This is a genomic window from Streptomyces sp. NPDC048288, from assembly GCF_043201555.1.
GTDB lineage: Bacteria > Actinomycetota > Actinomycetes > Streptomycetales > Streptomycetaceae > Streptomyces.
Genome location: NZ_JBICZD010000011.1, coordinates 431,304 through 443,331, shown reverse-complemented (window position 1 = coordinate 443,331; position 12,028 = coordinate 431,304). Strand labels below are relative to the sequence as shown.

The 12,028-nt window shown below is 72.0% G+C and carries 9 protein-coding genes; 4 read left to right on the top strand and 5 right to left on the bottom strand.

From position 1 onward, the window contains the following. Positions 1-163 precede the first annotated feature (163 nt). Genes ACGFZS_RS36205 through ACGFZS_RS36185 form a run of 5 tightly spaced genes read right to left on the bottom strand, consistent with a single transcriptional unit; the run spans position 164 to position 5,822 of the window. Positions 164-1,474 carry a DUF58 domain-containing protein gene (locus ACGFZS_RS36205; protein ID WP_393798632.1) on the bottom strand — a complete coding sequence of 437 codons (1,311 nt, stop codon included), beginning with the start codon at positions 1,472-1,474 and terminating at the stop codon, positions 164-166. Beyond that, positions 1,474-2,463 carry an AAA family ATPase gene (locus ACGFZS_RS36200; protein WP_393798631.1) on the bottom strand — a complete coding sequence of 330 codons (990 nt, stop codon included), beginning with the start codon at positions 2,461-2,463 and terminating at the stop codon, positions 1,474-1,476. The genes ACGFZS_RS36205 and ACGFZS_RS36200 overlap by 1 nt, the downstream gene beginning before the upstream one ends. Next, positions 2,463-3,662, bottom strand: a complete 1,200-nt coding sequence (locus ACGFZS_RS36195) for a DUF4350 domain-containing protein (RefSeq protein ID WP_393798630.1) — start codon at positions 3,660-3,662, stop codon at positions 2,463-2,465. The genes ACGFZS_RS36200 and ACGFZS_RS36195 overlap by 1 nt, the downstream gene beginning before the upstream one ends. Continuing rightward, positions 3,659-4,444 (bottom strand): DUF4129 domain-containing protein, encoded by a 786-nt coding sequence (locus tag ACGFZS_RS36190; protein WP_393798629.1) that lies wholly within the window; start codon positions 4,442-4,444, stop codon positions 3,659-3,661. Before ACGFZS_RS36190 ends, ACGFZS_RS36195 begins: the two co-directional genes overlap by 4 nt. A gap of 4 nt (positions 4,445-4,448) precedes the next feature. After that, entirely contained in the window at positions 4,449-5,822 is a 1,374-nt protein-coding gene (locus tag ACGFZS_RS36185) for a hypothetical protein (protein ID WP_393798628.1), read from the bottom strand. A gap of 140 nt (positions 5,823-5,962) precedes the next feature. Between ACGFZS_RS36185 and mtnA the strand changes: the two genes are divergently transcribed. From mtnA to ACGFZS_RS36165, 4 genes are all read left to right on the top strand, one after another. After that, positions 5,963-7,084 carry an S-methyl-5-thioribose-1-phosphate isomerase gene (gene mtnA / locus ACGFZS_RS36180; RefSeq protein ID WP_393798627.1) on the top strand — a complete coding sequence of 374 codons (1,122 nt, stop codon included), beginning with the start codon at positions 5,963-5,965 and terminating at the stop codon, positions 7,082-7,084. Between the two features lie 306 nt (positions 7,085-7,390). Beyond that, positions 7,391-8,080, top strand: coding sequence for a two-component system response regulator MtrA (mtrA, locus tag ACGFZS_RS36175; RefSeq protein ID WP_015659998.1), 690 nt, complete (start codon positions 7,391-7,393; stop codon positions 8,078-8,080). A gap of 1 nt (position 8,081) precedes the next feature. After that, entirely contained in the window at positions 8,082-10,139 is a 2,058-nt protein-coding gene (gene mtrB / locus ACGFZS_RS36170) for an MtrAB system histidine kinase MtrB (protein ID WP_365692787.1), read from the top strand. Beyond that, entirely contained in the window at positions 10,129-11,970 is a 1,842-nt protein-coding gene (locus ACGFZS_RS36165; RefSeq protein ID WP_393798626.1) for an LpqB family beta-propeller domain-containing protein, read from the top strand. Before mtrB ends, ACGFZS_RS36165 begins: the two co-directional genes overlap by 11 nt. Positions 11,971-12,028 lie beyond the last annotated feature (58 nt).

The window sequence follows — 12,028 nt, the reverse complement described above, 5'->3', positions numbered from 1 at the left end:
CGCCGATGGTACTGCAGGGGGGACCCTGTGGGAGAGTAGGACGCCGCCGAACAAATATTGGGAAAGGCCCACGCCGTATGGCGTGGGCCTTTCTGTATTTATGGGCTTGGCGCTTGGGGGTAATCGGTAGGCCCGTCCGGCGACAGGCCCGCCCATTAGCGGTTCAGAGTCGACCGGCCGCCTTCAACGCCAGATACGCATCCGCCAGTGCCGGAGCGAGATCATCAGGCGTGGCGTCCACAACCGTCACTCCGTGCCGACGGAGTTGCTCCGCGGTCCGGTGCCGTTCGCTCTGTGCCTGTGCCGCGGCCGCTGCTTCGTAGACCGCGTCGACGTCTCCGCGAGCCGTTGCCATACGGGCGATGTGTGGGTCGGCCACTGAAGCGATCAGAACGGTGTGGCGTTGGGTCAGCTGGGAGAGCACCGGAAGCAGGCCCTGTTCGACGGGGGCTGCGTCGAGCGTCGTCAGAAGGACGAGCAGGGAACGGCGTGGAGCCGTACGGAGTGCTGTGGCGGTGAGGCCGCGTGCGTCCGTTTCGACGAGTTCGGGCTCCAGCGTGGCCATCGCGTTGACCAGGGACGGAAGTACGTCGCCCGCCGAGCGGCCCTGGACGAGGGCGCGGACGCGGCGGTCGTAGGCGAGCAGGTCCACGCGGTCGCCGGCGCGTGAGGCGAGGGCGGCGAGGAGGAGTGCCGCGTCCATGGAGGCGTCCAGGCGCGGGGCGTCGCCGACCCGGCCGGCGGAGGTACGGCCGGTGTCGAGGACCAGGAGGATGTGCCGGTCGCGTTCGGGACGCCAGGTGCGTACGGCGACCGTGGACTGCCGTGCCGTTGCGCGCCAGTCGATGGAACGGGTGTCGTCACCGGGGACGTACTCGCGCAGGCTGTCGAACTCGGTGCCCTCACCTCGCGTCAGAACGCTGGTGCGGCCGTCGAGTTCACGCAATCGAGCGAGTTTCGACGGCAGATGCTTCCGGCTGGTGAACGGGGGCAGAACCCGTACAGTCCAGGGCACTTTGTGGCCGCTCTGGCGGGAGAACAGCCCGAGAGGACCGTAGGAACGGATCGTGACGAGGTCCGCCTGACGGTCGCCGCGGCGGGTGGGGCGCAGACGGGTCGTGACGCGTCGGCGTTCGCCGGGCGGGACGGTGAGACGGTGGCGCGAGGCCTCGACCTCCGTGCCGGAGTGCCAACTGCTGGGCGGCCAGCCGTCCCTGAGGCGGGCTCGGAGCGGTCGTCCGGACGGATTGGTGACCGTCAGGGTGACGTCCGCGGTCTCGCCGAGGCGCGCGGACGTGTCGCCGGAGCGGGTCAGCACGAGGCGTCGTACCGGTGCCGCCAGGGCGAAGTCGCAGGCGCAGGCCAGGGCCAGTGGGCCGTCGACCGCGAGGATGCCTGTCCAGCTGGGTCCCCACAGGCCGATGGGGATCGATCCGATTGCCGCGAGGAGGGCGGCGCGGCCGGTGAGGGGCATCAGCGGGGGACCGGGACGTGGGCGAGGATCGCGTTGATGACGGAGTCGGCGGTCACGCCCTCCATCTCGGCCTCGGGGCGGAGTTGGACGCGGTGGCGGAGGGTGGGCAGGGCGAGGGCCTTGACGTCGTCGGGGATGACGTAGTCGCGGCCGGTCAGCCAGGCCCATGCGCGTGAGGTGGCCAGCAGGGCGGTGGCGCCGCGCGGAGAGACGCCGAGGGTGAGGGACGGCGACTCGCGGGTGGCGCGGCAGATGTCGACGACGTAGGCGGTGATCTCCGGGGAGACGGTCGTCTTGGCGACCGCGGCGCGGGCGGCTTCGAGGTGGGCGGGGCCTGCCACGGGGCGTACGCCGGCGGCGCGCAGGTCGCGCGGGTTGAAGCCCTCGGCGTGCCTGGTGAGGACGTTGATCTCGTCCTCCCGGGAGGGGAGGGGGATCGTCAGCTTGAGGAGGAAGCGGTCGAGTTGGGCCTCGGGGAGGGGGTACGTGCCCTCGTACTCGACGGGGTTCTGGGTCGCGGCGACCAGGAACGGGTCGGGGAGCGGTCGGGGTGTGCCGTCGACCGTGACCTGGCGCTCCTCCATGGCCTCGAGGAGGGACGACTGGGTCTTGGGCGGGGTGCGGTTGATTTCGTCCGCGAGGAGGAGGTTGGTGAAGACCGGGCCGGGCTGGAAGGAGAACTCGGCGGTGCGGGTGTCGTAGACGAGGGAGCCCGTGATGTCGCTCGGCATGAGGTCGGGGGTGAACTGGACTCGCTTGGTGTCCAGTTCGAGTGCGGACGCGAGGGCGCGGACGAGCAACGTTTTGGCGACTCCGGGGACTCCTTCAAGGAGTACGTGTCCGCGGCAGAGGAGAGCGACGACGAGGCCGGTCACGGCGGGGTCCTGGCCGACCACGGCTTTGGCGATCTCGGCGCGCAGGGCTTCCAGGGAGGCCCGGGCGTCGGCCGGGTTCCTGCTGGTCCCGGCGTTGTCAGTGGTCGGGTCCATCATGGACGGCGTACCTCTCTTTCGAGGGCGTCGAGCTGGTCGGTGAGTGCGATCAGAGCCTCGTCGTCGCCGGGCGGCGGTCCGAAGAGGAGGGAGTGCAGGGTCTGTCCGTCGCCGTGGAGGTGGGCGGACAGGGCGGGGAGCAGGGCTTCGGGCGCGTGCGCCTGGGAGACCGGGACGCCTACGAGGGGGGCGAGGCGGGTGCGGGTGGTGGAGCGAAGAGCGGCGGCCGCGCGGTCGCGGGCGTTGGCCTTGCGGTAGAGGCGGGAGCGGCCTTCGACGGTTTCGGAGGCGCGGATCGCCACGGGAAGTCTTTCGGGCACGAGGGGGCCGAGTCGGCGTGCCCGCCAGAAGGCGGCGAGACCTGCGGCGATGAAGAGTTGGAGTGTGCCCCAGAGCCAGCCGGAGGGGAGCAGGTCGAAGAGGCTCTTCTGTTCGCCGGTGCCGGTGGCCGAGGAGTCGGAGAGCGAGGGGAGGTACCAGACCAGATGCGGGCGTGAGCCGAGGAGTTGCAGGGCGAGCGAGGCGTTGCCCTGCTCGTCGAGCCGGTCGTTGAGGAGGATGTCGGGCGCGCCGAGGACTACGGTGTCGCCGCCTCCGGAGGCCGCGGGGACGCGGATCAGGGTGGCCAGGCGCTGGCTGGGGTAGCAGGAGTCGGCGTCGAGGTGTGTGGTGGTGTAGCGGATGCCGCCGGTGTCGGCGCTGCCCGCCCGCCGGGCCGCGGCGAGGTCGCAGTGGGGGTTCAGCGTGGACTTCAGGCTGGTGGCGGGATCGGCGGTGACGCCGGGGGCGAGCCGTTCGACGGACGTACTTCCGGCGGCGACCAGGACGGTGCGGCCGCCCGATCCCGCGGTCGACGCCCTCAGCCGGGACTGCTGACGCGGGGTCAGCAGGTCGGGGACGGCGATGAGGAGGGTGGTGTCGCGGCCGGCGGCGGCCTGAGCGTCGGCCAGGGTGGTGACCACACGGGTGTCGACGCCCCGGTCGGCGAGGAGTTCGGCGACGGCGCGGCTGCCGTAGGTGTCGGCGGAGCGCGGGTCGAGATCGCCGTGTCTGCTGTCGGAGCGGATGACGGCGATGCCGACGGCCCCGGCGAGCAGGAGCACGACGGCGAGGACGATGCCTCGGGTGCGGGTCCACACCTGGCGGGTGGTGGGCGCGGTGGAGGTGGTGGCCGGGAGGGCTGTGCCGAGGGTCATTCGGCGGCTCCCTGGCGGGTGTTGTGGGCCGTGCTGTGGGTGCTGCTGACGAGCATCGGCTTGGTGCGTTCCAGGTCGCGGTCGAGTTCGGCGATGCGCTCGTACGACGCCTGGGTCGCCCTGCGGCCGCCGTATGTGACGTCGTCGAACTCCCGGGCGGCGGCGCGCAGCCGGTCCGTGTGGGCGGGCAGGGCGCGGCCGGCTTCGGCGGCGGCTTCGTCGGCGGTGCGGCCGGGGCGGACGTCGAGCAGGGCGCGTTCCTCCAGGGCGCGGACGACGGCGCGCATGCGTTCCTGGAGGGCCTGGTTCCAGTGGCCCTGGGCGGCATGGGCCTCGGCGGCCGCGCGGTGTTCGGCGGCGCTGCGGAGGCGGTCGTCGAACAGGGCGGCGGTGGAGGTGGGTTGGCGGTGCGGGGTGCCCAGCCGCCACCACAGGGCGCCCACGACGGCGACGACGGCCAGGACCACTACGACGAGGCCCAGCGCGCCGCCGGGCGTCGCGGACGCGGCCGCGGAGAGCAGGCGGTCGACCCAGTCCAGGATGGCGTTCACGGCACGCTGGAACAGTCCGGGATCGTTCTCGTGGTACATCCGCTTGGACAGCTCACGGCGCGCCGCCTCCCGCGCGGGGTCGCGCGGAATGGTCACCGGCGGCTCGTCGCCCGAGCCGGTCAGCGACAGCAAGGCCGTGTCCCGGGCTCGCAGCAGGCCACGTAGCGACTCGTCGGCGGCGCGTGGCAGGGCTGCCGGTACCACCGTGAGGACTCCCCCCGTCAGGCTCACCGCATCAGCTCCCCGCGACGGTGCCTGGGGTGGCGGTGCCGTATTCCTCGACGCCGGCGGCGCGGGCCAGTTCGAGGTCGAGGGCCTCGCGGCGGATGCGCTGGTCGATGTAGAGGAGCACGGTGACGCCCGCGTTGATCGGGAAGGTGAGCATGGAGCCGATCACCGAGCCGATTCCGCTGATGACGAGGAACGTCCAGCCGTAGTTGTCGTTGGTGCCCTCGAGGAAGCCGGAGAAGCCGTCGCCGCTGAGGAAGGCGGCGAGCACGGTGAAGGGGATCACGGCGAGCGACGACACGATGTTGGCGATGATCGTGGCGAGCAGCTGGATGCCGAACACCCGCCACCAGGAGCCCCGGACCAGCTTCGCGGAGCGGCCCAGCGACTTGACGATGCCCTGCTTCTCCAGCATCAGCGCGGGCGAGGCCAGCGAGAAGCGGATCATCAGCCACACGGTGACGACGACGCCGGCGAGGATGCCGAGGACGAGCAGGGCGGCGATGGCGTCGCCCGGGCCGCCGGCGATCGCGACGACGATGCCGGGCAGCGCGCCGACGAGCAGGACGCCGACCGCGATGAGTCCGGTCAGCACGATGAGGCCGAACAGCTTCATGACCTGCGGGCGGGCGTCGCGCCAGGCTTCACCGGTGGTCACGGACTTGCCGAGCACGGCGCGGCTGGTGACGGTCGTCAGCAGGGCGGTCGCGATGATGGTGCCGACCAGGGAGATCAGCAGGACGGCGCCCGAGCTGAGCATGACCTCGCCCGCGGCGCGGGACACCTCGCTGAGGGAGGCGCTCGGGTCGTTGAGGGCGTCGGTGGTCTCGGTGTCGTTCAGGACGAGGCCCTGAAGGAGGATCACCGCGACCTCGGTGACGACGGCGACCGTCAGGGAGATGCCGAGGACCGTGCGCCAGTAGGTGCGCATGGTGGAGACGGCGCCGTCGAGGATCTCGCCGACGCCGAGCGGGCGCAGCGGGATCACGCCGGGCTTGGCGGCGGGCGGGGGGCCGCCCCAGCCGCCGCCCCAGGCTCCGTATCCACCGGGCGGGCCGTATCCGCCAGGGGGACCGTAGCCACCGGGACCAACGGGGCCGCCGTAGCCTCCGTATCCGCCGCCGGGGGGCTGACCGCCCCAGCCGGGGCCGGGGGGTGGGGGCGGCGGTGCCTGGCCTGGTGCCGGGGGGCCCGTGGGCGCGGACCACTGGCCGGGCGGGGGTTGCTCCTTGGACCACTTCGAGTCGGAGCCCTGTGGGTCCGTACCCGGCTGATCGGCAGGCCCTGCGGGAACGGGGCGGTCGGCAGGGGCGGACGCGCCGGGTTCCCGCCCGTCGGACGGGGCGGATCCGGGCGAGGCCCAGCCCGGAGTGTCGTTCATCGAAGCTCCTTCACGGTGCCCGTCCGCGGTCGCGGTGGCAGGTTGGCTGCCATCGTGCCATGGGGATGTCGCCCAGTGACCGGCCGCGGTAGAGGCTGCGTACCTTCAATTGTCTGCCGGATACGGGGCAGACTGACCGCATGGCTGATCAGTACGCGCAAACCGGCGAGGACAAGCGGCCGACGGGGATACCGGTGATCCGATGGGAGGAGCCGCCCGAAGGTCCCGTCGTGGTCCTTCTCGACCAGACCAGACTCCCGGCCGAGGAGGTCGAGCTGGTGTGTACGGACGCGCCGGCGCTGGTGGAGGCGATCCGTTCGCTCGCGGTGCGCGGAGCTCCGTTGCTCGGGATCGCGGGGGCGTACGGCGTCGCGCTCGCTGCCGTGCGGGGCTTCGACGTGGACGAGGCCGCGATGGCGCTGTCGAGCGCGCGGCCCACCGCCGTGAACCTGTCCGTCGGGGTGCGCAGGGCGGTGGCGGCGTACCGGTCCGCTCTGGCCGGCGGTGGTGACGACAGGACGGCGGCCGCGGCGGCGCTGGGTGCGGCGCGGGCGCTGCACCGGGAGGATGCCGAGGCCAGCGCGCGGATGGCCGAGCACGGGCTCGCGCTGCTGGACGAGCTGTTGCCGGGCGGAGGGCACCGGATCCTCACCCACTGCAACACCGGTTCGCTGGTGTCGGGAGGGGAGGGCACGGCGTTCGCGGTGGCCCTGCGGGCCCACCGGGCGGGGCGGCTCAGGCGGCTCTGGGTGGACGAGACGCGCCCGTTGCTGCAGGGCGCTCGCCTGACGGCGTACGAGGCGGCGCGCAGCGGTATGGCGTACACCTTGCTCACCGACAACGCGGCCGGTTCGCTGTTCGCGGCGGGGGAGGTGGACGCGGTGCTGATCGGGGCGGACCGGATCGCGGCCGACGGTTCGGTGGCGAACAAGGTGGGGAGTTATCCGCTCGCGGTGCTCGCGCGGTACCACCATGTGCCGTTCATTGTGGTGGCGCCGGTGACGACGGTGGATCCGGAGACGCCGGACGGGGCGGCCATCGAGGTCGAACAGCGCCCGGGATATGAGGTGACCGAGCTCACAGCACCGCAGATGCCGGTGGTGGGAGCGGGCGGCGGGATTCCGGTGGCACCTCTGGGCACCCAGGCCTACAACCCGGCGTTCGACGTGACCCCGCCGGAGCTGGTGACGGCGATCGTCACCGAGGAAGGCGCCGTCTCGCCCGTGACGGCCGAGGCCCTCGCCGAGCTGTGCGCCAGGTGACGGTCGGCCGACCCGGTGGACGGCGGTCGCGCGGAAGATCCCGGTGCGTTCGGTGAGAAGCCGACAGGCCACCGGGTCCCACGGCGAGAAGCTCACGCCCCGTGTCTCCCGGGGGCATGGGCGTAGCGTATTGCTGGCCACCAGCTGTGGGCAGGTCGTACCGCGAACGGTCCCGGCCCGAGGACGGAGACCCGTTGCCGGTATCGAGGTCTGCGGACGGGGGCAGACAGTGACGGTCCCCTGCGACTATGGTCACTGGCCGGTGACCCTGATCACCTGCGCAACCTTCACTGTTATGAGAATGGGATGATGTCGTTTATGAAGGGACGAGTCCTTGTCGTCGACGACGACACCGCACTGGCCGAGATGCTCGGCATCGTGCTGCGTGGTGAAGGTTTTGAGCCGTCTTTCGTAGCCGACGGCGACAAGGCGCTGGCCGCTTTCCGTGAGACCAAGCCCGATCTGGTGCTGCTGGACCTGATGCTGCCCGGGCGGGACGGTATCGAGGTGTGCCGTCTGATCAGGGCGGAGTCCGGGGTGCCGATCGTGATGCTCACGGCGAAGAGCGACACGGTCGATGTGGTCGTGGGCCTGGAGTCGGGCGCGGACGACTACATCGTGAAGCCGTTCAAGCCGAAGGAGCTGGTGGCCCGGATCCGGGCCAGGCTGCGGAGGTCGGAGGAGCCGGCGCCGGAGCAGCTCGCCATAGGTGACCTGGTCATCGACGTGGCGGGGCATTCGGTGAAGCGGGACGGGCAGTCGATCGCGCTGACCCCGCTGGAGTTCGACCTGCTGGTCGCGCTCGCCCGCAAGCCGTGGCAGGTGTTCACGCGTGAGGTGCTCCTGGAGCAGGTCTGGGGCTACCGGCACGCGGCGGACACCCGTCTTGTCAACGTTCACGTCCAGCGGCTGCGCTCCAAGGTCGAGAAGGACCCGGAGCGGCCGGAGATCGTGGTGACCGTCCGTGGCGTCGGATACAAGGCGGGACCCAGCTGACATGTCCGGGGACAGTGCCGCTTCGGCCCCCGGCCGGTCCGGGGACCGTCCGGGGCGGCCTGTCGGCGGAAAGAGGCCCGGCTCGCGCTGGCGGCTGCTCTTCGAGGGCGGACTGCTCCAGGGCGGTGTCCAGGGCAGTCCGGTCCTGCGCCTTTTCATGCGCTGGGTGCGTCGGCCGCTGCTGCCGGTCATGCGGCTGTGGCGGCGCAACATCCAGCTCAAGGTCGTCGTCACGACCCTGCTGATGTCACTGGGCGTCGTCCTGCTGCTCGGCTTCGTGGTCATCGGGCAGGTGCGCAACGGCCTGCTGGACGCCAAGGTGAAGGCGTCGCAGAGCCAGGCCACCGGTGGTTTCGCGGTGGCCAAACAGAAGGCCGACGAGGCGGCGACCGGCACCGGTGACACCGCGGTGTCGGCGGACGGCCGGCAGTCGCAGAACGTCACCTCGTGGATGAGCGACCTCGTCGAGTCCCTCTCCAGCGGTGGTCAGGGCGCCTTCGACGTGGTCACCCTGCCCGCGGGCGACAACAACAGCGGCGGCGGGCGCACGCGTGCCTCCGGGCAGGTCGATCCGACGGCCAGCGTGCCCGACGACCTGCGCGCGCGGATCAACGGCAACGCGACGGCCGCGCAGAGCTATACCCGGATCATCTACACGGACGACAAGGAGTCGCAGCCCGCGCTGGTCATCGGCAAGCAGGTCAGCGATCCGAACAACGATCCGTACGAGCTGTACTACCTCTTCCCGCTCACCCAGGAGGAGAAGTCCCTCAGCCTGGTCAAGGGCACGCTGGCGACCGCCGGGCTGTTCGTCGTCGTCCTGCTCGGGGCGATCGCCTGGCTTGTCGTGCGCCAGGTCGTCACGCCGGTGCGGATGGCGGCCGGGATTGCCGAGCGGCTGTCGGCGGGGCGGCTGCAGGAGCGGATGAAGGTCACCGGCGAGGACGACATCGCCCGGCTCGGCGAGGCCTTCAACAAGATGGCGCAGAACCTCCAGCTGAAGATCCAGCAGCTGGAGGACCTGTCGCGGATGCAGCGCCGGTTCGTGTCGGACGTGTCGCACGAGCTGCGCACCCCGCTGACGACGGTGCGGATGGCGGCCGACGTCATCCACGAGGCGCGCGAGGACTTCGACCCGGTGACCGCGCGGTCCGCGGAACTGCTCGCCGACCAGCTGGACCGGTTCGAGTCGCTGCTCGCCGACCTGCTGGAGATCAGCCGCTTCGACGCGGGCGCGGCGGCGCTGGAGGCCGAGCCGATAGACCTCAGGGAGGTCGTGCGGCGGGTGGTCAGCGGGGCGGCTCCGCTCGCGGAGCGCAAGGGCACGCACATACGCGTGGTCGGCGATCTGCAGCCGGTGGTGGCCGAGGCGGACGCCCGGCGGGTGGAGCGGGTGCTGCGCAATCTCGTCGTCAACGCCGTGGAGCACGGCGAGGGCAAGGACGTCGTGGTCAAGCTGGCCGCGGCCGGCGGCGCGGTCGCGGTCGCGGTGCGCGACTACGGCGTCGGGCTCAAGCCCGGTGAGGCGACCCGGGTCTTCAGCCGCTTCTGGCGGGCGGACCCGGCACGCGCGCGTACCACCGGCGGTACGGGCCTGGGGCTGTCGATCGCCCTGGAGGACGCGCGGCTGCACGGCGGCTGGCTGCAGGCGTGGGGGGAGCCGGGCGGCGGCTCGCAGTTCCGCCTGACGCTGCCGCGCACCGCGGACGAGCCGCTGCGGGGCTCGCCGATACCCCTGGAGCCCAAGGACTCACGGCGCAACCGCGGACTCGACGACGCCGGTCTGCCGAGCGGCGGCGGCGACAAGCGGGCGACCGTGCCGGTGCAGCCCGGCGGCGGCCAGCCGTCGCCGCTGGCCCCCATGACGCAGCGGCTGGCCACCGCGGCCCCCACCGCCGACCCGACCGCGCTGCCCGGCAACGGCGCGCGCGTGGTGCCCCGGCCCACCGGGGGCGCGCGGCGCCAGGAGGGCACGTCCGAGACCGGTGCCGCCGACGACGGGAGCGTCGCCGGGCCGGAGCAGTCGAACAAGCCAGGGGAGGCATTTCGTGGGCGCTGACCGCGAGGGGAGCGGCCGGCCCGGAGGACCGGTGCGCGCGGTGGTGTACGCCGCCTGTGGGGCCGTACTGCTGGCCGGCTGCGCCTCCATGCCGGACAGCGGCGACCTGCGGGATGTCGAGTCCACGCCACGGCAGGACACGCAGGTGCGGGTCTTCGCCATGCCGCCGCAGCAGGACGCCTCCTCCACCGAGATCCTCCAGGGCTTCCTGGAGGCCCTGACCAGCGACGACCCGCGCTACGACACGGCGCGCAAGTATCTGACCACGGCCGCCGCGAAGACCTGGCGGCCGGAGCTGCGGGCCACGGTGCTGACGAACGGGCCCAGCATCCAGGCCGCCGCGCGCCCGGTCGGCCGGGAGGACGAGGACAGCATCACCTACGCGCTGCAGGGCAGCCGGGTGGCGACCGTCGACGCGCAGCAGGCCTACTCGCCCGCCGACGGGTCGTACCGCAAGACGGTGCATCTGACGAAGGACGCCAAGAGCGGGCAGTGGCGGATCGACACGCTGCCGCAGGGTGTCGTGATGGGCAAGTCGGACTTCCAGCGCAACTACACGTCCGTCAACAAGTACTACTTCGCGTCGGACACCTCGGCCGCGGGGACCGGGCAGCCGGTGGCGGTCGCCGATCCCGTCTTCGTGCGCACCCGGGTGGATCCGACCACCCAGCTGGTGCGTTCGCTGCTCAACGGGCCCACCAGCTGGCTCGGCCCGGTGGTGTGGTCGAGTTTCCCGACCGGTACGGCGCTGAAGAAGGGCGTCTCCGGGCTGGTACCGGACGACCAGAACCGGCTCACCGTGCCGCTCAATGTCAAGGCGTCCCGGATCGGCACGGCCAAGTGCACCGAGATGGCGACCCAGTTGCTGTTCACGCTGCGGAACCTGACGCCCACCGTGGACACGGTCGCGCTGCAGTCCGTCAACGGCGGTCATATGTGCGATGTCGGCGAGGAGCAGGCCGAGACCACCGCCTGGCGTCCGTCCACCAAGCGGCCCGACTACCTGTACCTCCTCGACAGCAAGCACCGGCTGGTGCGGATGACGACCGGCGGTACGGGTACCAGCGCGGTCGCGGTACCGGGACCGTTCGGCGCGGGCACCAAGCCGCTGCGGTCGGTGGCGGTCGCCCGCGACGAGCGGACCGCGGCCGGGGTCACCAGCGACGGCAGGTCGCTGTACGTCACCTCGCTCGCCTCCGCGGGTTCGCTCGGGGACGCCGTGCTGACCAGCCACGGCGCGACCGAGGACGACCGGCTGACGGCGCCCAGCTGGGACGCCCGGGGCGACCTGTGGGTGGCCGACCGGGATCCCGACAAGCCGCAGCTGTACATGCTGGCGCAGGGTGTGGGCCAGCCGCTGACCGTGCAGGTCCCCGAGCTGAACGGCCGTATCGAGGACGTGCGGGTCGCCGCCGACGGGGTGCGGATCGCGCTCGTCGTGGAGAAGGACGGCAAGCAGTCGCTGCTCGTCGGGCGGATCGAGCGCACCAAGTCCGATGACCAGCAGGAGGTTTCGGTCCTCGAACTGCGCTCCGCCACGCCCGGGTCCGAGGAGGTCACCGCGATGTCCTGGGCCGGGGACAGCACCCTCGTGGTGGTCGGTCGTGAGCAGGGCGGAGTGCAGCAGACGCGGTACGTCCAGGTCGACGGCTCCACACCGGACGGTCCGGCGCCCGCCGCCCTCACGGGTGTCCTGGCGATCGCCGCGTCCGAGGACGACCGGGTGCCGCTGGTGGCCGACTCGCAGGACGACGGGATCGTCCGGCTGCCGACCGGGGACCAGTGGCAGAAACTCCTCAAGGACGGGTCGGCTCCGGTCTATCCGGGCTGAGCGCGGAGAGCGGCGTGAGCGGCCGTCCCGGTCCGGCACCGAGCCGGCGGGGCGGCCG

Coding starts and splice junctions, on each gene's coding strand:
- ACGFZS_RS36185 (WP_393798628.1), bottom strand. CDS start 5,822: ATGAACGACACTCCGGGCTGGGCCTCGCCCGGATCCGCCCCGTCCGAC.
- mtrA (WP_015659998.1), top strand. CDS start 7,391: ATGATGTCGTTTATGAAGGGACGAGTCCTTGTCGTCGACGACGACACC.
- mtnA (WP_393798627.1), top strand. CDS start 5,963: ATGGCTGATCAGTACGCGCAAACCGGCGAGGACAAGCGGCCGACGGGG.
- mtrB (WP_365692787.1), top strand. CDS start 8,082: ATGTCCGGGGACAGTGCCGCTTCGGCCCCCGGCCGGTCCGGGGACCGT.
- ACGFZS_RS36195 (WP_393798630.1), bottom strand. CDS start 3,662: ATGACCCTCGGCACAGCCCTCCCGGCCACCACCTCCACCGCGCCCACC.
- ACGFZS_RS36200 (WP_393798631.1), bottom strand. CDS start 2,463: ATGGACCCGACCACTGACAACGCCGGGACCAGCAGGAACCCGGCCGAC.
- ACGFZS_RS36205 (WP_393798632.1), bottom strand. CDS start 1,474: ATGCCCCTCACCGGCCGCGCCGCCCTCCTCGCGGCAATCGGATCGATC.